Origin of the sequence: Chitinophaga sp. SYP-B3965, assembly GCF_009647655.1 — a bacterium.
Lineage (GTDB): Bacteria > Bacteroidota > Bacteroidia > Chitinophagales > Chitinophagaceae > Chitinophaga.
On the sequence record NZ_WJFD01000001.1, the window covers coordinates 2,356,207 to 2,381,560 of the forward strand.

Here is a 25,354-nt window from a genome sequence, read left to right on the forward strand (position 1 = left end):
AAAACCGTACAAGGTTAGAATAAACTCCTATGTTAATAAATGATTATGGTTACTCAGACACGCAGTTAGAAAGAACGTACGTGCATCACCCCAACGGATTTGAGCGGCTCGCTGCAGAAACGCCCGCCCCCCTCACAATGCCTTGCCGTTACCTGGTTTCCTACACATGGCCAGTGGTGCCCAGGCGCATCGAAAAAAAGGAAGACAACATCACCTGGTATCATAAATCAAAAAAGGCAGACAAACCGTTTATCGCCACACTCTCCCACGATAAAAAGTGGATTGCAGCTACCTTTACGAGGGAAACGGGTAATTTATGGAGCAATCCTGAACGCAGTTGCCACCATGCAGATCCTGCCATTCATTTAAAACGCGGTGAAACGAAAAGCCTGGAGTTGAAGGTGTTTGTTATTAAGGGGGATCTTTCGCAGTTATTGAGCCTTGTGAATAAGGAAATGCGCCGTTAAAAACTGATTGCAAAGGGCCAGGATCTCATCAGGTTTTCTGTCTAAACCATGAATTGAGAAAACAATGTTCGTTTTACCTGCAATGCAAAGCTGATGTTTGGGTACAGTATAAGTTGTTGATCCCGTACCATCAGTAGGAGATACCGTGTAATTTCCCTCATAGATCACTATACTAAACCCTGTTATATCTTCCCATAAAATACTCTTTTTACGCCGGGCCTGAAATTTCTGTAAAAAGGCAAAGCTGCCGTAGAGACTTTTACTCGGGGATAACGCTATACCCTCATTTGATATTATCATGGCTGCTTTCAAAGGAATTTTAGTCGAAATAAAATCGATCAGGAAAGGAAGAAGGAAAACAGTAGCAATAATGCCATACGCCAAAGCATCGTGGGAATTGTTGGTTGTAAACATCGCATATAAATACCCAACAACAGGTATAGCCACTAGCAGCAGGCATCCAAGGCTGGCTTCTCTGTGAGCATCAGTTGATCTTTTTATGATGATGGTTTCCACTTTGAGCAAGATAGGTATTTTCTCAAAAAAAAGGGTTGCTCAATTGAGCAACCCTTTCTATACAATGCTTTAATTATACCCTGGATTCGGTGGTACACTATTCGTAGACCTGTCAATCTCCTGCTGAGGGAAGGGCCTTAACGTATGAAAATCCTTGATAGCGGCTGCTTCCGGGTTATACAATTTCACCCTGCTCACCAACGTTCCCGTACGCTTAAGATCAAACCACCGCTGTTGTTCACCGAAAAGTTCCCTTGCCCTTTCATCCAGTATAAAATTCAGATCAGGAACAGCAGGTGTGGAAACCGTAAGATCAGTACCGGTCACCGATCTTTTTGCACGCAGTATATTGATGGTATTCCTTGCATCAGCAGGCCGCTGCAGCATCACTTGCGCTTCCGCTATATTAAGATACATCTCAGCAATCCTGAACACAAAGAAAGACCTTGATCCCGCAGTAATACCTGCAGATGATCTTAACGGATCAAGGAATTTAACCGGGCAAAGGAACATTGTTCTGTCCGCCGTGGAATTGATCAACGTTGAATCCCAGATCTTGTAATTATGTTTAGCCTTTTCGCTTTGCGGAACATTCTCCGTTGTAACAAGTATTGCGGTATCCCCCAACTTCATACCAGCCGGAGCCGTAGCCAGGTTATTGCAATAATAAACGTGCTGAAAACCCTCCGTATAACGCTTATCAGCCTGCCTGTCAAAAAGCGAATTGCCATATGCCGTAAACTTAAATCGGTTATATGGTCTGCCGTTTAAAACATCCCGTTGCATACCCGCTGCGTTTTCATACACGGGAACAAAGTACAAATGCGCGGAGTTACCTTCTCCGTTCAGCAATTCACTGGTAGAGAATTGCACAGACCATATTACTTCACTGTTCTTCTGATTGTTCATACTGAAGATGGCGCCATAGGAATCAGAGAGGGAGAAATTATAATCATCAATCACACTTTGAGACAGATCCGCTGCATCTTGCCATTTCTCACGCACCAGGTATACACGCGCGAGCAATGCTTTTGCAGCAGCTTGTGTTGCTCTTCCATACTCCGGTTGGGTAACCGGTAAATTGGTAATGGCATACAGCAGGTCCGGGATGATAGCATCTGTATAGATCTTATCCTCACTTGCTCTGATGGTTTCCGTATTGATGCTGTTTATTTCATGAAGGGACAAGGGTAGATCACCAAATGTTTGTACTAGTGTAAAGTAATAAAGTGCGCGGAGAAACCTTGCTTCTGCAACACGTGTACGCTTGAACACAGAGTCCAGCCCGGGGATCCCGTCAGCCCTGTCTACCACGGTATTGCAGCCGTTGATACCAGCGAAATAATTGGTGTATAAGTTGGTGGTATAAGTAGCACCGGCTGTAAACCCAACAGTATATTCATTGAAGTATTTAAAACTTCCGTCACGGCCTTCTGTATAGGTATCCACACCATATTCTGTCATTGAAAAACCCTGCTCCTGCCCATAGAACTGCCGTAATGTGCTGTAGGCCGCATTTACTCCTCCTGTAAGCCCTGGGGCATCCACAAAATAACTGCCTGCTGTAATACCGCTCACTATCTTTTCATCCAGATCCTTTTGGCAGGATACTGCCAGCGCAGCAAATAAAATTAATATATAGCTCTTTTTCATGTTACGCGTTTTTAAAATGAAGCACTAATTCCAAAGCTTATCACCCTGTTAGCAATGGCATTCTCAAGTGTTAAGTAACCATTCTGAGCAGGTATCTCAGGGCTAATGCCTTTTAATCCCGGTATAGGATGGTTCATCCAGGCAAAACAGTTCTGTGCCGTAACATATGCCCGTAAACTGGAGAAAATACGTGTATTAGCCAATGCATCAGGTATCGTATAACCCAGTGTAATATTGGGAATGCTGATGTATGATCCGTCGTTATAATACAATGCACCCAGGTAGTTGATACCGCCGGTAGTTCCCCTTGGACCTGCATTGGTTGGATTGGTTGCAGACCAGTAAGGCAGGTTCAGCATACCATATGCAGAAGTATAGAAACTCAGGCTTTTGCTGGCATCACTGTAAATGGTTTGCCCCTGGCGGAAATAAACGAAGATGGACAGGTCTACTCCTTTATAGGCGAACCGGTTGGTGAGCCCTGCCGTCCATTTAGGTCTGGGTGTACCAATAATAACCCTGTCTATGGCATCTGTTTTACCATTATTGGCAGGGTCCAGGATCTTCAGATCACCGGGTACGGCACCATACACTGCTGCAGCGGGTGCCTCATGTGTTTGCCAAACACCTGTCATTTTATAATCGAAGAAGATATTGATGGGCTGGCCAACAAACCATCCATTCCCGATGTCCTGCTGCTGACCACTGGTGAGGGCTACAATAGCTTCTCTGTTGATATCGAAGTATGTTTCCACATTCCATTGCAATCCTTTATCTCTTTTTACCGGAATAGCAGAGAGTGTTATCTCTAAACCTTTATTCCTTGTTTTGCCAATGTTCTGCAGGAAACTGGAAAAGCCGGTGTAGGATGGAATGGCCCTGGCCAATAGCAGGTTATATGTGTTCTGGTGATAGAACTCAACAGCGCCGGAGATACGGTTTCCCCACAGCGCAAAATCAAGACCGATGTTGGTAGATGCCGTTGATTCCCATTTAAGGCCTGCATTAGCCAATGCACCAGGCCTGTAGCCATAAGCAGGCGTAGCGGCATCCCAGCTATACACTGTTTTAGTCAATCCTCCCTGTGTTGCATAGGGACTGATACCTGTATTACCGGTAACACCATAACTAGCCCTGAGCTTAAGATCTGAAACCACCTCCTGGCCTTTCATAAAACCTTCTTCACTCACCCGCCATGCCAGTGCAACGGAAGGGAAATACCCCCATTTACTGCCCGGTGCCAGCCTGGAAGAACCATCTGCGCGCATGGTTACCGTAGCTAAATACTTATCATCATAACCATAATTGATCCGTCCCATATAAGAAAGGATAGACCAGGAACTATAGTTGCTGCCATAACCGGTAGCATTACCTGTACCCAGATTATAGAACAATTGTGAATCATAAGGTATACCGCTGGCTGAAAGGTTAGAAGATTGGTAAATATCTTTCTGCAAGCTGAAAAGCCCCGTAGCATCAATACTGCTTTTCCCGAATGTTTTTGTATACTTCAGGATATTTTCGATGGTATAGTTCACATCATAAGTACTGTTAGTACCTGCAGTAGCAAGGCCATTATTGTTACTCAGGCTGCTGTTGTAAGAGCCGTTATTCGTATTGGAATTGTCCAGCCCCAGGTTCAGGCGATAGCTCAGCCCATCCATGATCTTATACTCGCCATATAGGCTTCCAAAGAAACGGTATGTTTTTCTAAGGTCTGAAACAGGGCTGTTAATTTCTGCCAATGGATTATGCCGTGATCCGTCTGGTTGGGGATTAACGGAGCCATCCGCTTTATAAGGACTGGTACCGGGGAATAATTGTAACGCTGCGGCCAGATAAGCGGCACTGCTGATGATCCCATAATTCTGCTCTCCATAGGTATAGAAGGAATTGGTACCAATCTTTATTTTATCGTTTATCTGCTGGTCCAGGTTCACGCGGATATTATACCTTGTAAAATCTCCTTTTTGTACAATTCCCTCTTCATTATAATAATTCGAAGAAATGGAATATTTCGTTTTGTCCGTCCCCCCTCTTACAGATACTGTATGACTTTTCGCATTCCCCTTCTTAAAAATAAAGCCTTCATAATTTGTTGACAGGTTATTCTGCAATGCCGCCGTTTCACCCGGATATACAGGCCCGTTAAAGGAAGCTTTAAAATCACTGAACGTTTTTGTGTTCATCATCTCAATATCGCCGATCCGATCTGTAATGCCATAATAACCGTCGTAGGATAATATTGCCTTACCCGTCTTCCCTGTTTTGGTAGTGATAAGGATCACCCCGTTTGCACCTCTTGAGCCGTAAATAGCCGTGGCAGAAGCATCCTTTAATACTTGCACGCTTTCCACATCTCCCGGATTTACGCCGTTAATATCACCTGCCATGGGTATCCCATCCAGCACATACAACGGCTCGTTGCCTGCTGTAATAGAGCGGTTGCCTCTAATGCGGATGGAAGTGCTTGCGCCTGGCCTTCCGGAGCTGTTTACGATATCCATTCCGGCCACTCTTCCTTTTAAAGCCTGTGCAACACTTACAACCGGGCTTTCTGCAATGGTTTTGCTGTTCACAGAAACCAATGCCCCCGTGATATCGCTTTTCTTCTGAGAGCCGTAACCTATCACCAGCACCTCATTTAACCCTGTGTTCTTAGGTTGCAATATGATGTTGAGCACAGTACTTTCCATCACCCGCACCTCTTTATTTTCAAAACCAATGAACCTGAAAACAAGCACTGCATTATTGCCCGATAGGGCAATGCTGTATTTACCATCATTGCCTGAAGACACAGCATTATTACTGCCCTTTTCATAAATATTAACACCTGGCAGGGCTTCCCCCTTATTATCCGTTATTGTGCCAGACACCTGTATCTCTACAGGAGCATCTGCGCTTTTGGTGGCTTTGGCAACAATAAGAACCGTACGATCCCTGATAATAAAACTGAAGGGCTGACCTTTAAAACATTCATTCAATGCTTCTGTTAAGGAAACATCTTTCACATGAATGGTCACCTTCTTAGCCGATTGTAATTGATCTTCGTCATACAAAACACTGTAACCACTCTGTGTTCGGATCTCTTTGATCGTTTCCAATAACGAAGCATTGGTTTTGTTCAGGCTGATCTTTTGCGCAACGGAGGAAGCACTTACCTGCATAAATGCTATCAGGTGCAGGAAAAACGACATCCTGATCACAGAGAATAATCGTGAGCGGGCACGGGACACCCTGCTGCTCATGGCAGTACTAATCTTTTGCATCTTAACGTGGATTATTTATTTGATTGATTGTGAGAATCCGGCTTATTTCATGAGTATTACTTTCCTTCCTTCAATTTTATAGCTGAAACCACCAACAATACCAACATTGTCCAGCAGTTCGCTTATATTTTTGTAACGGGAGATGGTTCCACCAAATCTTGTGTGTTCCAGGTTTCCCTGATATTCTACTTCCACATCGTACCAACGGGCTGCCGTTCTCATCACTTCCTGAATGCTTGCCTTATTAAAAACAAACAATCCGTCCTTCCAGGCAGCGGCTTCTTTTATATCCACCGCAGCCACCGTTATTCCTTCTACGGAACGTTTAACACTGGCCTGCTGACCCGGTAACAAGATCACAGACTGTTGCTTATTTACCAGGTTTATTTTTCCTTCCAGCAACGTTGTTTTCAGCACCGGCTCTTCCTGATAAGCGTTTATATTAAAATGCGTTCCCAGCACTTCCACTACCTGCTGTTCAAAAACTACCCTGAATGGTTTTGCCCTGTTATGCGCCACTTCAAAATAAACCTCCCCTGTAACCTGCACCTTTCTTTCATTATCAGGAAAGCTGGCAGGGAAAGTAAGAGAGGAGGCTGCATTCAGCCATACCCTGCTTCCATCCGGTAATGAGATCTTGAATTGCCCTCCCCGAGGGGTAGATATCGTATTATAGGTTAACGCGCCAGAGGAACCGCCCTTCGCATCATAGATCACCTCTCCTTCTGCTGATTTTGTAATGGCTGTATTTCCCTGCATGGCCAGCTGACCATTCTTTGCACCGGTTAATATCACCTGCTGGCCGTTGGACAAGGTGAGTATCGCTTTATCACTGCCCGGTGCTATATCATTTTCATGTATGCCAGACGTGATAGCCATTGGCTGAACCGGCCGGTACCAATAAAAGGTGAGCAGGCCAATTAACAGAACAGCTGCTGCGGCAGCAGTCTGCGCTACAATACGCTTGTAAAAAGGGATAACTTTCCCTTTAGGAGCACCTATCCCTACCAGTAAGGATGACTTGATCTCATGCTTCAATATTTCACGGTCTTCCCCGGAGAGCTCCGCTGTAAATTCTTCTCCTTTATCAAAAGCATCATAATACGCCTGCAGAAATACCTTTTCCGCTTCCGTTGCTTTTCCATCAAGCACCTTAGCAGCCAACCGTTCCAGGTATTCTTTATTGTATTTAGCAGCCATGTATGCCGTGTTTAAATAGATAGTCTGGAAAAAAACAAAATCTCCCAAAATAATCTAATTTTATTTTACAACCTTTATCTATCATTCACAAAAACCGATTTATGCCTGGCATCAGTACCTCTACTGATCTACAATTATTCCATCTGCTAAAGCAAGATGATCAGTCTGCTTTTGAAGCGCTTTATGAAAGGCACTGGCAATCCCTGTTTAATATGGCATATAAAAGGTTGGGAGAACGGGAAGTTTGCAAAGACCTGGTGCAGGATGTATTTACCGATCTGTGGGAGAAACGGCAGGAAAAAGAGATCCGTGAGCTGCTACCTTATCTCCATACCATGATAAGGTATAAAGTTTACACTCTGTTATCCAAAGGCCAGGCCACACCTCATTTTATAGAGCCGTTTGAAAACATGGCGGTATCTCCCCTTACTGCCAATGCGCGCTTTGATGAAAAGGAAACCAGGCAGCTGATCTTATTGTGGATGGAAACGCTACCTTTAAAAAGGAGAGAGATCTTCCGGATGAGGTTCCTGGAAGACAAGTCTACCAAAGAGATCAGTATGGCATTGCACATTTCTCAAAAAACAGTGCAGAACCAGTTACTTCGGGCCATCCTTGGTCTGAAAGAAAACATTAGTAGTGTAGTGATCTTACCTCTATTATTTTTCTTTAAATAAGCATTTATTCCATTTTCAGGCTCTTTACCGGGTTTGCTATTGCTGCTCTTATCGATTGATAACTTACTGTGAGCAATGCTATCATCACGGATAAAAAACCGGCTAATGCAAATACCCACCATTCAATATCCACCCGATAGGTATAACTTTCCAGCCACTTATTCATGCCCCACCATGCCAGTGGTGTTGCTACTAAAAATGAGATAAGTACCAGCTTTACAAAATCCTTTGATAACAAAGTGGTGATGCTGGTTACAGATGCGCCTAATATTTTCCGTATGCCAATTTCTTTCACCCTGTTTTCCGCCATATAGGTGGCCAGGCCAAACAAGCCCAGGCATGAAATAAATATAGTGAGTCCGGCAAATAAAGCAGCCAGCGTACCCTGGAGTTTTTCATTCTCAAAGTTCCTGGCATATGCTTCATCCACAAACTTCATATCAAAAGGATATTCAGGGTTGAGTTTTCTAAAAATAGCTTCTGCCCCATCCAGGTTTTTTGCCGTAGCATTATTCCCGTTTAGTTTTATCTGCATCACCTGGAAACTCATGAAGCGGCTCTTTGCTCCGCATATCAACAAGGGGTTTGTGGGCTCATAAGGGCTGGTCAATATAAAATCTTTGATCACCCCTACAATGTGCCAGTCAATGCCAAGATCCCCTACTACTCTGCCGATCGGGTCTTTGAACTTCATTAGCTTCAGCGCAGATTCATTAATGATAAGCCCTGTTGAATCCGTAGGGAATTTCTTCAGATTGAAGTCGCGGCCCTGAACAAATTGCAAACCAACCGTAGTACCCAACCCTTCATCAGATAAAAAACGATCGAAAGATGTTTTATCGTTCGGATCCTTTCCTTCCCAGCTCTGTCCCCATCCGTTACTCCATCTATCCGTGATCGGAGAATTGGTTTTGGTAATTGATTTCGCTATACCCGATGAAAGCAATTCATTTTTTATCAGTTCGTAGTTCTTAGGTATATCCCCCGTCATGAAATGATAAACGAGATTATCTTTGTTATATCCCATTTCCCGTTCCCGGGCATAATCTATTTGCTGCTTTACGATGATCGTGCAGATGATAAGAATAGTAGCAAATGTAAACTGCAACACCACCAGTACTTTCCTGGGCGTTACCAATGCATTTGCCTTTTTAAATGTGCCTTTTAATACTTTAACAGGCTGGAAAGAGGAAAGAAAGAAGGCGGGATAACTACCAGCCAGCAAACCTGTGATGAGGATGAACCCGGTAAATATAACCCATGTATAGATACTGCGATAGTTGATGAATAGTTCCTTATCCGTCAGCTGGTTGTAGGCCGGCAGGCTTAGCTGAACAATAATAATAGCTACAATACCTGACAGCAAAGCGAGGAAAACAGATTCCCCGATAAACTGACTGATCAGCGAACTTTTCTGCGCACCCACTGCTTTCCGTATCCCTACTTCCTTCGCTCTTTTTTCACTTCGTGCGGTACTCAGGTTCATAAAATTGATACATGCTATCAATAATATAAACACTGCAATGATCCCAAACAGTTTTACGAATGTGATGCGGCCTCCGCCTTCCACACCATTGCTGAAGTTTGAATACAAATGCCAGCGGCTGAGGGGATACATAAACAGTTCCCATTTCATCTTTTTTGCGTCCTCATGGTATTGCTGCCTTAATACTTTTAACTTAGGGGCCACGGAAGCATAACTTGCATTGGGCTTTAACATCACATAAGTAGGAATGCTGTTGTCATTCCAGCCCAGGTCCTGCCCTTCACCATATTTAAAATACGACCAGGGCACCAGGTATTCAAAACCTAACCTTGTATTGGGAGGCGGATCTTTCACAATGCCGGTAACCGTAAAATTATCCTTATTCTGCACCTTTACAATTTTGCCCAGTGCATCTTCGTCCCCGAATAAGATCTTAGCAGTGGATTCAGTCAGCACCAGTGAATGTATATCATTCAGGGCTGTGAAAGGATCACCTTTCAGCATGGGAAAGCTGAACATTTGCAGAAAACCGGTATCCACCCTGATACCCGATCGCTGTACCTTTTTATCCCCCACTGAAAGCAGAAAATCACTTGACTTTACCCTTACAGTACGTTCTACTTCAGGCAGGTCCTTTTCCAGCGCAGGGGCCAATGGTTCAGGCACGGAATTCCAGGTAGAGATCTCACCTTCATATGGTACCCGGTTCCACACCTGGTAGATCCTGTCTTTATTTTCATGAAACTCATCGTAGTCCACTTCGTCTTGTATCCACAGTAAAATGAGTATCGCTGCGGACATGCCAATGGCCAATCCTGTAATATTGATCAGGGAAAAGCCTTTGTTGCGCAAAAGATTCCGGTAAGCGACCTTGAAGAAGTTTTTAATCATGATATACAGTTGAAATATACGGACAGCCATTGCCGGCAAAGAGAATGCCGGATACTCAAACAATTGATTTACAATATAGTAATTGTATGAGTATGTTCGTTTTTGATACAAAAACTGTCCGCTTTTGGTACACGGCGTGAAAGAGCATCTTCTTGCTTCAATCAAAAATTTATCCTAATTTACTTCCATCTCCATCATCCACGTTTAAAAAAATCATATCAAGTCCATGTGTTCGGTTGAAGAAACTGGGTTCGTTCAATTCCTGTCATCAGGAGATGAGAAGGCTTTTTCTGACCTGTACGATCGTTACTGGGAGCCACTTTTTGGCTATGTAATGCACGTACTGCAGGATAAGGAAGACTGCATGGATATTGTGCAGGATACTTTTATTACCGTATGGCAGCAACGTACTACCCTGGGTAATGTGCAATCTTTTAAAGCTTATATCTATTCCATCGCCCGGTATAAAGCCCTGCGGTATATACGGATGAACATCCGGAAAAGGGATTATCTCAGCTCCCTTCTGAACTTTTTACAAGCTCATGATGAAAGCCCCGAGGAACTGCTGATCACAGGTGAATTGCAGTCTATTATTAATACCGAAGTGGCAAACCTTCCACCGAAAATGCGGGAAGTATTCCTCTTAAGCCGCGAACAGCGGCTCTCTTACAGGGAGATCGCAGCGAAGTTGAACATCTCCGATAAAACCGTAAAAAAGCAGATCAGTAACTCACTGAAACTCATTCGCCTCAAATTAGAAGGAGACGCCCCCTCTGCCCTACTGCTGTTAATATTACTTAAAAGCCTCTGAGGCAAAATTATTTTTTCATTCTTCTACTACCAACTTCCTGATTTGGACACTTACTATTGTTTCACGTTAATCTGATGATCAGCAAAGAAGATATAACAGCCCTTTTAAAGCAATATGAATCCGGTGCCTGCAGCCCGAAGGAAAAAGTATTGCTTGAAAGATGGTTTGCTGAAAGGCAGGCATCTTCCGGCTGGCAATGGAGCAGTGAGGAAGAACGTTTGCAGGTACAGCAACTGATGCGCGCTTATATTGAAGATCAGATCTTTAGAAAGCAGCCGAAGAAAAGAAGTGCCGGCATATTCACCTTAAAAAAGATAGCGATAGCAGCCTCTTTACTGCTGTGTTTCCTCGCCGCCGCCTGGCTCTTCCGCATGAACAGCCCCGCTAAAAAAGTGGAGCGGTTCTATACGGAGAAGGCAGTGAAACCCGGCAGTCATGCTGCACGGCTAACACTGCCAGACGGATCTGAAATACCACTTGACGACACAACTGCAGGTGTGCTGTTCAATAAAGGTGGTGTGAAAATATCGAAGCTTGCTAATGGCCAATTAGTATATGATGCTCCCTTCCGCCAGGAAAACGTTGATACAGGCAATAATACCCTTAGCATTCCACGTGGTGGTCAATACCGGATCACCTTGCCAGACGGCACCATCGTCTGGCTTAATTCCGCCACAAGCCTTACCTGGCCGGTAACATTTAATGGTAAGGAACGCGTGGTACTGCTCTCCGGGGAAGCTTATTTTGATGTAGCTAAAAACAGTGAACAACCTTTTAAAGTAAAAGCGGGCCATGCAGAAATACTGGCTACCGGTACCAGTTTCAATATCTCTGCCTATGAAGATGAAGACAAGGTATCCACTACGCTGGTAGAAGGAGGCGTAAACGTAACGGTTCCCAACAGCATGGTAAACCTGAAACCCGGCCAGCAGGCCATCATCTTTTCAGGCAGCAGCAGCATTCAGAAAAAGGAAGTGGATACAGATCAGGCACTGGCCTGGATGCAGGGTAACTTCCTTTTTGAAGACCAGGATATACGTTCCATCATGAGGAACATAGCACGGTGGTACAACGTAGAAATAAGTTTTGAAGGAAAGCCCAATCCTATGAAATTCGGGGGCACCTACTCCCGCTCCAAAGGACTGGAAGAATTATTGAAACATCTTGAATCACTGAGCGGCATCCGTTTCAGGATAAATAATAACAAGGTCACCGTTTTGATGTAACAGACTAGCTATCTCTCTGCATACTTATCGCACATTACAATTTAACCGGCCCGATGGCCGGATCGGATTTCTATTATTTAAAACCTAGCTTGCCATGAAACTCTCTACACTCATGTTGCTGATCGGTTTCTTTCAGCCAAGGGCCGAAGGTCAGGAAGTAAGCCTGAATATCAGGAATGCTCCCCTCGCCAAAGTTTTTAACATCCTGAAAAAACAAACCGGCTACGATTTCCTTTATGTATCAGAAGAATTAAACCGGGCCACGCCTGTATCAGTGCAGGTTACCCGCAAACCACTGGCAGAAGCACTTAAACTCTGCCTTACAGATCAGCCACTGACATTTGAGATCCACAATACAACGGTACTGATAAAACAGAAACCTGAACCACCTCCGCAAGACAAAAAGGTAGAGGGCGTGGTAGTGGACCAGAAAGGCGAGCCTATACCGGGTGCCACCATCACGGCAAAAGGCACCAAACTAGGTACCACCACAGATATGCAGGGTAAGTTCTCTTTCAGTGTTCCGGATAACATACCTGTTATTGTAGTGTCCTATGTAGGAATGAAATCGGTGGAGATCGGTACGGGGCAAGGCCTTCGTATTGTACTGGAAGCTACGGACGAAGCACTCAATGAAGTGGTGGTGGTAGGTTATGGAAAGTTGCGGAAGCTTAGCCTTACAGGATCTATCAGCAGCATCTCCAACAAAGATATCATTACCACCCGGGCGCCTTCTCTTGCAGTGGCGCTGGCGGGTAAGGTACCGGGGTTGCAGATCCGGCAGACGAGTGGTCTCCCCGGAAGCTTCAGTACCAATATCAACATACGCGGCATGGGCACACCTATGTTTGTAATTGATGGTGTGGTACGTAATGAGCCCACTGAATTCCAGAAGCTCAACCCGGAGGATATTGAGAGCATCACAGTGCTGAAGGATGCATCCGCCGCGATATACGGTATCAACTCCAGTAATGGTGTTATACTGGTAAAAACAAAATCAGGCTCCAAAGGTCCGCTGCGTGTTTCTTACAGCGGGCTGGCGGGTGTTTCAAGGCCTACACAGCACACTAAAATGATGGATGTAAGCCAGTACTGGGAGATCAGGAATGAAGATGCATTCAACTCTACGGGAACACCTTACTTTTCTTCACGGGAAACTTTGAAAGAATCACAGGCACTCCCCTATACCAACTGGTACAAGGAAGTATTTCAGCAGGCAGCTTTCCAGCATCAGCATAACCTTACTATTGAAGGCGGTACGGATAAGATCTCTACTTACACCAGCATAGGATATATGACGGATAATGGTTTGCTCAGAAGCGGGGATATAGGATACAATAAATATTCGTTCAGGAACGGCACCACCTTTCAACCTAATAAGTATGTGAAAGTGGAACTGAACCTTTATGGGTATACAGACTACCGCAAGCAGCCGGGTACCTGGGATGATGCTTTCTTCTATCTGAATAAGGCTGCCCATGGCCTCATCCCTTCTGAGAGTCTTTATGCCAATAATAATCCTCTCTACTACAACCGCCCGCGAACATTCAGTGACAACCCGGTGCAATTCTCTCAGCGCGATCTTTTTGGCTATGGAGAATGGCGGGATAAATTCTTTCAGTCCTTCCTGGCAATGACCTTCAGCGTTCCTCGTGTAGACGGTCTGCAGCTGAGATTACAGGGCGCATACGACGGAAAGACCACTATCAGGACACGGGTGCAGAAAAGGGCTATTAACTACATTTATTCCTCCGCCACAGATTCTTATACTCCTTACAACAACTTCGACCCGAGCATCCAGGAAGAAGCAGGCACTACAACACGCCTGAATTTCCAGGGCCATATTTTATACAACAAACAAATTGCACAACACCATAACGTTGGCCTGGTACTGGTTGCAGAAGCACGCCAGGATAACACGCGATACCTGAGCGGAAAACGTTTTTATGAAGGCGATCTGTTCACCATCGATAATATCGACCGCGCACCTGTAACCAATCAGCAGGCGGGAGGTAATACAGGTGTATTCAAGTACATGTCTTTCATCGGACGTTTCAATTATGATTACAGAAGTAAGTACCTGCTGGAGTTTGCATTTCGCCAGGATGGATCTTACCGGTATGCACCTGAAAAACGATGGGGTTTCTTCCCTGTTATATCAGGGGGATGGCGGATCTCTGAAGAACCTTTCCTCAAGAACAACACATCGGTGATCACAGAACTGAAACTGAGAGGTTCTTATGGCACTACCGCCCAGGATGCGGGCAATGCCTTCCAGTTTATTCCTGGTTATACGAATTACAACGGTTATGTGTTAGGCGATAAATTTGTAAGCGGCTATACAAATGCCGGGCTTTTAAATGCCAACCTTACATGGACTACTTCAAAAACTGCAGATATAGGCATCGACGTTAGCCTGTGGAATGGCAAGCTGGATTTCACATTCGATCTCTTCCGCAGGAACAGGACCGGTTTGCTGGCCACCCGTGCACAGGCATTGCCTAATACCTTCGGCGCCACTTTACCACAGGAAAATCTGAACAGTGATCGTACAGATGGTTTTGAAATGAGTATCGGGCATAAGAACAAGGTGGGTGAATTTGAATACGGCGTATCCGGCAATATGTATGTTGGCCGTACAATGGTGTTGTATGCGGAGAGAGCCCCCTTCCGCAGCAGTATGGACCGGTGGAGGAATGGTACCGCCAACAGGTGGCAGGACATTGGCTGGGGTTACCAGGTAGACGGACAGTACCAGAACTACGATGCTATCCGGAATGGTGTGATCGAAACAACTTCTTATGGCAATGCAAGAACATTGCCCGGCGATTATATACATGCTGATGTAAACGGAGATGGTGTGATCAATGGGAAAGACATGATGCCCATCTTCTGGAATGGCCAGCCCAAGCTTGGTTTCGGGCTTACGTTATATGCCAGCTGGAGAGGCCTTGACTTTAACATGTTATGGCAGGGCGCCGGTATGTATTCTTTGCGCTACAGCGAGGTATTAGGCCAGGTGCTTGCACTTGATGCTGCCAACTCACCCGCCATCTATTATGACCGCTGGCACCAGGCGGACATCTACGATCCTAACAGTGCATGGATACCCGGAAGATTCCCTTCCACACGCCGGCTGGACACTGACAATGGCGCTAATCGCCTGGAGAGCGACATCCAGCGGGTGGATGCCACTTACGCCCGTTTAAAGAATATGGAAGTGGGTTACAGATTGCCCAACAGTGTTTTAAGATTCCTGGGTGTTTCCCGGTTCAGGTGTTATGTGAACCTGTTCAATCCCTTAGTGATCTGCAACGATTATCTTAAAAGTTTTGATCCGGAGATCACAGACGGTAACGGATTCCAGTATCCTCTTTCAAAGGCCTACAACTTTGGCGTAAATCTTACTTTTTAACTCTCCATGATATGAAACGTAACATCATTCTCTTAATAATATTCGGCTTTGCCTTTAGCGCCTGCTCAAATTTCCTGGAAGTAGAGCCTAAGGACAGAATGACGGGAAATGCCCTGTTTGCCAGTGATGGCGGCATTAACGCCTATATGGCAGGGTTGTATTTTGATCTGCCTATAGAAGACTATCGTTATGATTTTTGCAGCAAGTTTAATGTAACCCGTTGCGATGGCGGTAAGAATAACATGATGGCCACACCGGAAGCAGTACACAGTGAATGGGGTGATCATGCAGGGCAGCCGGAACGGTATGGTAACTGGGGCGATCTTTATGTGTATGTACGCAAGTACAATGAGCTAAAGGACAACATTCCGCTGATGCGGCCATCCAACCCTGCTACCCTGACCATGCTGCGGGGAGAATACCACTTCTTCATGGCCTACACCTACTTCGCACTGGCAAAAAGATATGGAGGTGTACCCATCATTACGGAAGTGCAACAGTTCAACGGAGATTACAAGACCATCAAAACTCCCCGGAGCAAAGAAGTAGCTACCTGGAAGTTCATCCTCGCGGAATGCGACAGTGCCGTAAAACTGCTGCCCAATTCAGCGATACAGGAACGTGCGAATAAATGGACGGCTTATGCTTTAAAAACCCGGGTGGCATTACATGCTGCTTCTGTTGGTAAGTTCTGGAACGCCAACGGTGCCGGGCTTTCCGGCCAGGCCGTTTCAGAAGGTCTTGCAGGTGGTTTCACCGCAGAAGACATCCGGTTCTTCTATCAGGAATGCATCAGTGCAGCAGCTGAAGTGATCAAAAGCGGCATGTTCTCCTTATACGGTGAATCACCTGCCACACTAAGCGACGCAGCTGTTAACTATGGCAAGGTGTTCACAAACGGCAAAGGCATTTCCGAAGTGATGCTGATCCGGAATTTTATCTATCCCGGCGTTGCACATAATATGGGCAAATGGCATGAACCTAATCAATTGTCTATTGAATTCGGCGGCCGTTGCGGTCCTACATTAGACCTTGTTGAATCCTACGCAAAGATCGATCCTGTAACACGCGCAGGTACCTACAACGTAAAACTGGAAACTACCACAGATGGTAATGAGAATTATACCGTTGGTTATTCGTTTTCCAAAAACATCAACTACAAAAGGTATGATAACGTGAATGACATCTTCGCAGACAGGGATCCGCGTTTGTATGCATCCGTGATCCTGCCCGGCAGCCAATGGGGCGGAAAACGTATCCTAATACAGGGAGGTCTTGTAAAGAACAACGGAGATGCCATCTGGCAGACCAACGACAAATACACCTTCAACGGTGTTGACTACTACGGAAAAGGAGACGCCAGTGAAGGAAATGTGTCAGGATGGGTAAGCAACCGCGCCAATGGCACACGCTCCGGTTTTCTGCTGAAGAAATACCTGACCGGCGTGAATGACCAGGTTTGGGACCAGGTAGTAACACCTTTCTCTGAACTGCGGTATGCAGAGGTTTTATTGAACTATGCAGAGGCAGTTGCCGAAGGCGGTCTGCCAGACGCTGCAGGTGTTATTACTGCAAAAGAAGCGTTAAACAAAGTTCGCAAACGCGCAGGCTTCCTGGATAATGTTGATCTGACCACAACGAATGTGCGCTATGAACGTAAAGCAGAGTTTGCACTGGAATATAATGCCACCTGGGAATATTACCGGCGCAGGGAATATCACACGTTCTTCAATAACACCTATCATCGCAGGGGGCTGATCCCTATGGCTGATCTTACAACAGGATCTTTGAAATATATTTTCGTAAGGGCGAATGTGGAACCAGGGAACAGTGCTAAAAGCTTTGAGCCCAAAGCATACTACCGCCCCATACCTGGTATTGAAAATAATTCATTGGTTCAAAATCCTAACTATTAAACGTTCCGCTATATGAAAAAATGGATCATTGTATCAGCTGTTCTTTTTGCATCCTGCGAATTAGATCAGTTTGACCCACCCAGCGCCACCATTCATGGCTCCCTGAAGGATGTTAACGGCGGCGCGCTTATTCAACAGGACATAGAAGCCGGATCCAAGATCATTTACAGGGAATATGGTTACCAGAATCCCGAAGAGCAGCAGATGATCTTTAAAGAAACAGGAGAATACCGGAACAACCTGGTCTTTCCCGGACAGTATGATATTTATTTCAACGAAAGCAATTTCGTAAAACCGGATACACTTAAATCCTACACCATCAAAAGTGGCGATAATATCCTTGATTTCACCGTGCAACCCTACATCAGGGTGAGCAATGTTACCATTGCGAAATCAGGCAATGAAATAGTGGCCACTTTTACCATCACTCCTACTGTAGCCAATAATGTGAAACAGATCGGCCTCTTCGGGCATATTGACCGTATAGTGGGTAATCAGTTTGCAGTGCAGCGGGCAACACAGAACATCGATGCAGCTTCTAAAGATGTGCCTAAAACCTACACGTTGAAGTTTAGCACCAATGGTTTTACAGCAGGCAAAACGTATTATTTCAGGGTGGGCGCATTGATCGATGTTGCAAATGCGAAATACAATTATGCTCCTTCCGTAACGATCACTATCTAAAGTATGAAGTATAGGTATTTATTAGTGGCATGCGCATTAACCGCATGCATCCGGTCTCAGACAAAAACGCCGAAAGAAAAATTTTCAGAACATGTACGCTCTACGGAATTCCGTACGCCGGAGGAAGAACGGGCTGGCTTCAAACTGCCGCCCGGTTTCGAGATCACTTTATTTGCAGCAGAGCCGGATATCAGCAAACCCATCAACATGGAATTTGATGACCGTGGCCGCCTGTGGGTAACACAATCTTCAGAATACCCCATGGCTGCTAATCCCGGCAAGGGGAAAGACCGCATCACCATCCTTGAAGACAAGGATGGTGATGGCAGGGCGGATAGCTTTACGCATTTTGAGGACAGTCTCAATATTCCTATCGGTATTATGCCGGTAGCCGGCGGCGCCATTGCCTACAGCATTCCGGATGTTTACCGTTATACGGACAGTAATGACGATGGTAAAGCGGACCAGCAACAGGTGTTATACGGGCCCTTTGGCTTTCGTGATACGCATGGCATGGTCAATAACTTCACACGCGGTTTTGACGGCTGGATCTATGCCTGCCATGGTTTCACCAACACTTCTACCATTGCCGGTACAGATGGAGATTCTATTACGATGGTATCCGGCAATACGTTCCGTTTCCGCGCGGATGGCAGTCGCGTGGAGCGTACTTCCAATGGGCGGGTCAATCCTTTTGGTAATGCCTGGGATGAATGGGGATACCTGTATTCCGCAGACTGTCATTCCAAACCCATTTATCAGCTCATCAAAGGAGGGGAATATCCGCACTTTGGTAAAAGATCACCCGGTATTGGTTTTGCACCGGAGATGATGCATTATGAGCTGGGCTCTACAGCTATCGCCGGTTTAGATTATTACATAGGGGAACAATTCCCGGAGGAATACCGTCATAGTTTTTATTCGGGGGATGTGGTGACCTGCCAGATCAATCGCAACAGCATGACATTAAAGGGCACCACACCAACAACTAAACGGGAGCCTGATTTCCTCATAAGTGATGATCCCTGGTTCCGCCCGGTGGATATTAAAACCGGACCGGATGGCGCGCTCTATGTGGCAGATTTTTATAACCGCATCATCGGCCATTATGAAGTATCGCTCACCCATCCCGGCAGGGACCGGGTAAGCGGGCGCATCTGGAAGATCATTTATACCGGCAATAAAGCCGCAAAAGTTACCGACTGGACCAAAGCCTCCATGCCCGAACTGCTGGCCGGATTAAGGCATCCTCAGCTGAATATCCGTATGAAAATTGCAGACCGGCTGGTGGATGTATGGAAAGATAAAGCGGTGGGCCCGGTAACAGAGATGATGCCTTCCGCTAAAGGTTATGCCTACATCCAGGGATTGTGGATACTCTTCCGCCTGCATGCATTACCTCCTTCCATGCTGGATAGTGCCCTGCATCATAGCGATGCCATGATACGCGTACATGCGCTGCGTGTGTTGCGGGAAATGGATACGCTCAGCGAGCAACATCGCAGCATTGCCATAGCCGCCCTTAAAGACAACAACCCGCATGTACGGCGGATAGCTACTGAAACACTGGGCCGTTTTGCAGCGGTTGATAATATTGCTCCTTTACTAACCTTGTATGAAGGAACCGGTGAAGCAGACTCACATCTGCGTTACACCCTGCTGGCCGGCATCCGCGATAACCTCCAAAACGACAACGTGATGCGGGTGGTTGCACACTCAAAATGGACGGACGCTCAACTGGCTGTACTAACAAAGACCATGCTGGATGTGCCATCACCATCAGCAGCCAGTTACGTGCTGAACTACCTGCAAACACATACTGTACCACAGGAGCAACTGGTAAAAAGTATGGAATACATTGGCCGTTACGTGCCACCAGCTCATCTGGATGCAGCCATCACGCTGATCAGGGAAAAATTTGCGAAAGAGCCGGATGTACAGTTTTCCATATACAATACCATCAGGCAAGGCATGGTGCAGAGCGGTGTTGCTGTTCCTCCCCGCATGCGGCAATGGGGCGTGCAGATGACGGAACACCTGCTGGGAAATATTTCGGCCGAAACAGACACCTGGAAAAGTCGGTCCCTCAATGATCCTGTTAATCCCTGGAAAGTACAAGATGATTTTCTGACAGATGTGATGCCCGCTTTTCATATCATGTTCAGTGAGTGGAAAGGATATCATCCTATGGCCGTGTTATATTCATCTCCGTTCAAACTACCTGCCACACTAAGCATGAACGTGTTTGACAATGATATTGATAACAGCCCGGAGAAAAAAGGTACCTCCCGCAATACGGTTCGTATACGCCTTCGCGGTAGTAACCGGATAGTAGCAGAATACCGGCTGCATATGGACCGTAAAGCAGTATGGAAAGACCTCATTAAAAACACCCGTTTTGACCTGCATAACTGGCAGGGGCAGCAAGGCTATATAGAAGTAACGGATAGTTCTGTTACCGGCTCCGTCGGTATTGGCAAGCTGGAGCCGGCTGTGTTGCCCCTCCCGGCGGTAAGCCCCGGAGAAATGGCAGAACGCCGGGTGCTGGCTGTGGAACTGGCGGGTGATCTCAAAGTACCCACACTGGAACCTGTGCTGCGTAAACTATTATCAGCACCCTGGGCGGATATCAATGTTCGTATTGCTGCAGCTGCTGCTTTGATGAACGTTTCTCCGCAACAGAACATTCCTTTCCTGGGAGCTGTGTTCAACGATCCTGTTCAGCCGGCGGTGTTGCGTGAAAAAGTGGCACAGTCATTGGCGCAGAGTTCTTCTCCTGCCGTGTATGATATGCTGGCCAAAGGTTTAAGCAGCAGTACCCGTAACGGGCAGGTAAACATTGCTACCCTGCTGGCCAATACACAGGAAGGAACGGATCATTTGCTGGCCGCCGTGAAAGCAGGTAATATCCACCCGGATATACTCTCTGAGTTACCGGTAAAAGAACGCCTGCTCGCCCACATCACACCGGCGCAGCAGAAAGACATGGATAAACTAACAGCCGGCAATGACAACGCAAGACAGCAACTGATAACAGACAGACTGGAAGCTTTTACACATGTTACCGTTAAAGCGGAAGACGGACGAAATGTTTTTATGCAGAACTGCAGCATGTGCCACCAGATCAAAGGCACCGGAGGTATGGTAGGCCCGCAGCTGGATGGTATCGGCAACTGGGGGCCAAAAGCCCTCACGGAAAAAATACTGGACCCTAACAGGAACATTTCAGAAGCTTTCCGCAATTATAATATCACGTTGAAGAGCGGGAAAATACTCAGTGGGTTGTATCGGCGTACAGAAGGAGCTGTGCAGGTATTCGCCAATCTTTCAGGACAGGAGTTTACAGTGGCCAGCGGTGATATCAAAGAAAAGAAAGCATCCCGCTATACGCTCATGCCGGACCAGTTTGGCAAAACGATACCGGAACAGGATTTTTATGCACTATTAAAGTTTTTACTCAGCACAAAATGATAAAGCAATTCGTACTTCCATTACTGTTGATCAGTTCCATTGCCACTGCGCAATTTTCCAAACAGGTGATCACCCGCGACTTCATCTCAGAAGGTGTAGCTGTTGGTGATGTGAACAAAGATGGCCGCAAAGATATCATCGCCGGCGCTTACTGGTTTGCTGCGCCCAACTGGAAACGCCATGCGCTGGCTAAAGGGGATACTTTTTCTGTCAGCAAAGGATACAGCAACTCCTTTCTCAATTTCGGCATGGATGTGAACCAGGATGGATGGATAGACCTCCTGCGTGTTGATTTCCCCGGTAAAGCAGCTGTATGGCATGAGAACCCGCATGGGCGGCCCGGGTACTGGAAAACGCATCCGGTGTACAAATCTGTAGGCAATGAATCACCCATGATGACAGATGTGGATGGAGACGGCCGTCTTGATCTTTTATGCAACGACCCACAGGAGAAAAAGGTGATCTGGCTGCGCGCTCCTTCCAAAGGAGACACGGTATGGCAACGTTTTGTGATTGCGGAAAGTGCAGATGTTCGTGGTGCGGATATGTTCACCCATGGTTTGGGTTTCGGAGATATTAACGGAGATGGGCGAAAGGATGTGCTGATCAGGGAAGGCTGGTGGGAAAGCCCGGCTGATCCCAGACAAAGTGGCTGGTCATTTCATAAAGCAGACCTGGGCGCTGATTGCTCCCAGATGTATGTGCTGGATGTAAACAAAGATGGCTTGCCTGATGTGATCAGTGCATCCGCCCATAACTATGGCATCTGGTGGCATGAGCAGGTAAGTGATGGAAGCTGGCGGCATCATGAGATCTATAAAACATTTTCACAGACGCATGGTGTGGCACTGGCAGATATTAACGGGGACGGTTTTCCGGACCTGGTTACGGGCAAACGGTACTTTGCCCACAATGGTAATGATCCGGGCGAATATGAGCCTGCTGTGCTATACTGGTTTGAATTCAAGCCGGGTAGCACACCTTCCTGGATACCACATCAGATAGATAATGATTCTGGTGTAGGACTACACGTAGTAGTGGAAGACATGAACCGGGATGGTAAACCGGATATCGTGGTGGCCAATAAAAAAGGTGTACACCTGTTCCTTCAGAAAAAATAATTCATATGCGTTTTGGCATCAACACCTTTCTCTTCACTTCGCCATTTACGAATGACAGTATAAAACTGTTCCCCCGTTTTAAAACATGGGGATTCGATTCTGTAGAAATTGCGCTGGAAGATCCTGCTCATATCGATCCTGCATTGGTACGGCAGGCGCTTGACGATAACGGCCTGGTATGCGGTTCTATATGTGCAGCCATGGGGTCGGGGCGTGACCTGCGGGGTATCCCTCCCGAGCAGGAGACTGCTCTCTCCTATCTTAAAAGTGTGATGGATGTAATGCCAACACTGGGCTGCGGCATGCTGGCAGGGCCACTATATTCCTCTGTAGGAAGGGCCGGAGTAGAAACTTCAGAAGCTTATGCACAGCAATGGGAGTTGGTAGTAAAACACCTTACCACGCTCTCTGCGTATGCCGGTCAGGCTGGGCTTAAACTGGCCATTGAACCACTGAACCGTTACGAAACAGATTTCATCAATACGGCAGATCGTGCATTACAGATGATAGATGCAGTTGGCAGTACTGCGCTGCTCCTGCACCTGGATACTTATCACATGAACATTGAAGAGAAAGACCCGGTAAAGGCTATCCTGCAGGCAGGTGACCGGCTTGGGCATTTCCATGCCTGCGGCAGTGACCGGGGTACACCCGGCAGGGATCAGATCAACTGGCGCAAGATCAATTCCGCCTTACAAATAACAGGTTATACCGGGTATGTGGTGATAGAGTCCTTTACCCCGGATGTAAAGGTTATTGCTAAAGCCGCTTCTATCTGGCGGCAGATTGAACCTTCGCAGGAAGCTATTGCGGTGGAGGGCCTGGAGTTTTTACGGGATCACATGAAATAGAACGTTTAATACGTTATATTTATTAAAACATATAAACATGAAAACCCGATCTATTTTAACCCTCTTATTTTTCGTGCTTTCTTTTAGTTCCCTGAAAGCTCAGCCTACAGACACCTTCAAAGTAAAAAAAGGAATGATCAAAGTAACAATCCTTTATCCAAATGGAGAAGGGAAAACATTTGATATGGACTACTATACAAAGAAACATATGCCGTTGGTAGCCTCTTTTATGGGTGATGGACTGAAACATATAGCTATTGATAAAGGAATAGCAAGCGGGATGCCGGATACGCCTGTTCCGTTTCTCGCAATTGGTTATTTGTATTTTGACAAACTTTCTGATTACGAGAAAGGCCTTGCACCACATGTAGAAGAGATCAGGGCTGATTTTCCCAAATACACCAATATCCGGCCAGTTATTCAGATCAGCGAAGTGCTTCAATGACATTAAAAGTTGATCCAGCATGGCCTTTTCGGACGAATTGAAGTGGCTGCCTGTTTTTAATTATTTATTCGCTCACTTTCTTCTTCTAATACTTGTACCAATTCGTCCTCACTTGGCAGGTTAATCATATATTTTGAAACAAATAGCTTATGTGCTAATCCAGCTGTAGCATACTTCACCAAAGTTTCATTTTTACCTGCGCAAAGTATTATACCTATCGGTGGATTATCTCCGGTAGTCATTTCATTTTCTTTATAATAATTCAAATAGACATTCATTTGCCCTGCATCCGCATGCGAAAACTCTCCCATTTTCAGGTCAACGAGAACATGGCATTTTAGTATCCGATGATAAAAGACCAGATCTATGCGATAATGCGTATTGTCAAACGTAATACGTTTTTGCCTGGACTCGAAACAAAATCCCTTACCTAATTCTAACAGGAACGATTGTAGATGGTCAATAATAGACGATTCCAAATCACTTTCTGTGTATTGGGTCTTCTCTTTCAGCCCAAGAAACTCTAACATATATGGATCCCGAAAAAAATTCTCTGGTATCAAGACCTCGCGATCCTTTTTTTCTACGATAAGTGGCTTATCTATGCTTAAACCAGTTCTTTCATACAAAAGGCTATTCATAGCACGCTGCAATTCGCGTACAGACCAATTATTTCTAATAGCCTCTGCCTCATAGAATATGCGCTTAGCATCTGTGTCTGCCTTGAACAACTCTATAAAATGCGAAAAAGATAACTTTGATAATAATTCTTTCGAAGAACCATATATCCGATTAGGCATTGTCCGATCCACAACAACAGATTGAAAATCAATTGATTGAAATTCATCAGACAGTGTCTGATGAATTTGGGGGTAAAGAATATAAAATTGACGGAATAATCTAAGATTAGTACCGGACATTCCCTGCGCTCCATTTTCCTTTAGATTATCGGCTAATTTTTCCAATAACCTATCGCCATATACAGCTTTGTCTTCTCCATGCTGCTCATACTCCACTATGTAATGTCCGATGAGCCAATTTCTCATAGTGTATGCAGAATTCACTTGCTTGCGTGCCTTATCCAGGAAAACTTTACTAGTGCCGCTTATTTTATTGCTGAGCACTTCAAAATTTGTAATCATCTTCTAAATAGATTTTAACATTGTAAAGGTTAACAATTGCTATTTAGAAAATACTTCACATTAGAAGTGTTAAAATGCTGTTATTGAATTAAGCTAGAGATATAAGTTCCACG

The 25,354-nt window shown here is 45.6% G+C and carries 17 protein-coding genes; 11 read left to right on the forward strand and 6 right to left on the reverse strand.

Annotated elements, in window-relative coordinates; all coding sequences use genetic code 11:
- Positions 1-29: 29 nt before the first annotated feature.
- A complete protein-coding gene (locus GFS24_RS09080) occupies positions 30-467 on the forward strand; it encodes a hypothetical protein (protein WP_153659247.1) in 438 nt (145 codons plus the stop codon).
- On the opposite strand, the gene GFS24_RS09085 is transcribed toward GFS24_RS09080, so the two are convergent.
- The 4 genes from GFS24_RS09085 to GFS24_RS09100 all read right to left on the reverse strand — a co-directional run bounded on the left by GFS24_RS09085 (position 432) and on the right by GFS24_RS09100 (position 7,105).
- On the reverse strand, positions 432-983 hold the full coding sequence (locus GFS24_RS09085; RefSeq protein WP_153659248.1) for a hypothetical protein: 552 nt from the start codon (positions 981-983) through the stop codon (positions 432-434). The genes GFS24_RS09080 and GFS24_RS09085 overlap by 36 nt on opposite strands.
- Before the next feature lie 69 nt (positions 984-1,052).
- Complete coding sequence (locus tag GFS24_RS09090) at positions 1,053-2,636, reverse strand: RagB/SusD family nutrient uptake outer membrane protein (RefSeq protein WP_153659249.1); 1,584 nt, start codon at positions 2,634-2,636, stop codon at positions 1,053-1,055.
- Positions 2,637-2,647: 11 nt separating this feature from the next.
- Positions 2,648-5,905, reverse strand: coding sequence for a TonB-dependent receptor (locus GFS24_RS09095; protein WP_153659250.1), 3,258 nt, complete (start codon positions 5,903-5,905; stop codon positions 2,648-2,650).
- 42 nt (positions 5,906-5,947) lie between these two features.
- Positions 5,948-7,105, reverse strand: a complete 1,158-nt coding sequence (locus tag GFS24_RS09100; RefSeq protein WP_153659251.1) for a FecR family protein — start codon at positions 7,103-7,105, stop codon at positions 5,948-5,950.
- Positions 7,106-7,206: 101 nt separating this feature from the next.
- On the opposite strand from GFS24_RS09100, the gene GFS24_RS09105 reads away from it, so the two are divergent.
- Positions 7,207-7,782: an RNA polymerase sigma factor gene (locus GFS24_RS09105; RefSeq protein WP_153659252.1), complete on the forward strand. Its 576-nt coding sequence runs from the start codon at positions 7,207-7,209 to the stop codon at positions 7,780-7,782.
- A 4-nt stretch (positions 7,783-7,786) separates the two neighbouring features.
- On the opposite strand, the gene GFS24_RS09110 is transcribed toward GFS24_RS09105, so the two are convergent.
- The gene (locus tag GFS24_RS09110) at positions 7,787-10,159 is read right to left on the reverse strand and encodes an ABC transporter permease (RefSeq protein WP_153659253.1); all 2,373 of its coding nucleotides are present in this window, start codon (positions 10,157-10,159) and stop codon (positions 7,787-7,789) included.
- Between the two features lie 226 nt (positions 10,160-10,385).
- On the opposite strand from GFS24_RS09110, the gene GFS24_RS09115 reads away from it, so the two are divergent.
- The 9 genes from GFS24_RS09115 to GFS24_RS09155 all read left to right on the forward strand — a co-directional run bounded on the left by GFS24_RS09115 (position 10,386) and on the right by GFS24_RS09155 (position 24,099).
- Positions 10,386-10,970, forward strand: a complete 585-nt coding sequence (locus tag GFS24_RS09115; protein WP_153659254.1) for an RNA polymerase sigma factor — start codon at positions 10,386-10,388, stop codon at positions 10,968-10,970.
- Between the two features lie 74 nt (positions 10,971-11,044).
- Positions 11,045-12,196, forward strand: a complete 1,152-nt coding sequence (locus tag GFS24_RS09120; RefSeq protein WP_153659255.1) for a FecR family protein — start codon at positions 11,045-11,047, stop codon at positions 12,194-12,196.
- A 94-nt stretch (positions 12,197-12,290) separates the two neighbouring features.
- The gene (locus tag GFS24_RS09125) at positions 12,291-15,611 is read left to right on the forward strand and encodes a TonB-dependent receptor (RefSeq protein WP_153659256.1); all 3,321 of its coding nucleotides are present in this window, start codon (positions 12,291-12,293) and stop codon (positions 15,609-15,611) included.
- A gap of 11 nt (positions 15,612-15,622) precedes the next feature.
- Complete coding sequence (locus GFS24_RS09130; protein WP_153659257.1) at positions 15,623-17,527, forward strand: RagB/SusD family nutrient uptake outer membrane protein; 1,905 nt, start codon at positions 15,623-15,625, stop codon at positions 17,525-17,527.
- Positions 17,528-17,539: 12 nt separating this feature from the next.
- Complete coding sequence (locus tag GFS24_RS09135) at positions 17,540-18,211, forward strand: DUF3823 domain-containing protein (protein ID WP_153659258.1); 672 nt, start codon at positions 17,540-17,542, stop codon at positions 18,209-18,211.
- 3 nt (positions 18,212-18,214) lie between these two features.
- Positions 18,215-21,682 carry a PVC-type heme-binding CxxCH protein gene (locus GFS24_RS09140; RefSeq protein ID WP_153659259.1) on the forward strand — a complete coding sequence of 1,156 codons (3,468 nt, stop codon included), beginning with the start codon at positions 18,215-18,217 and terminating at the stop codon, positions 21,680-21,682.
- Positions 21,679-22,803, forward strand: a complete 1,125-nt coding sequence (locus tag GFS24_RS09145) for a VCBS repeat-containing protein (RefSeq protein ID WP_153659260.1) — start codon at positions 21,679-21,681, stop codon at positions 22,801-22,803. Before GFS24_RS09140 ends, GFS24_RS09145 begins: the two co-directional genes overlap by 4 nt.
- 5 nt (positions 22,804-22,808) lie before the next feature.
- Positions 22,809-23,654: a sugar phosphate isomerase/epimerase gene (locus GFS24_RS09150; RefSeq protein WP_153659261.1), complete on the forward strand. Its 846-nt coding sequence runs from the start codon at positions 22,809-22,811 to the stop codon at positions 23,652-23,654.
- Positions 23,655-23,691: 37 nt separating this feature from the next.
- On the forward strand, positions 23,692-24,099 hold the full coding sequence (locus GFS24_RS09155) for an EthD family reductase (protein WP_153659262.1): 408 nt from the start codon (positions 23,692-23,694) through the stop codon (positions 24,097-24,099).
- Positions 24,100-24,155: 56 nt separating this feature from the next.
- Here the strand turns inward: GFS24_RS09155 and GFS24_RS09160 are convergent, their stop codons facing one another.
- On the reverse strand, positions 24,156-25,241 hold the full coding sequence (locus tag GFS24_RS09160; RefSeq protein WP_153659263.1) for a YhcG family protein: 1,086 nt from the start codon (positions 25,239-25,241) through the stop codon (positions 24,156-24,158).
- Between the last annotated feature and the right edge of the window lie 113 nt (positions 25,242-25,354).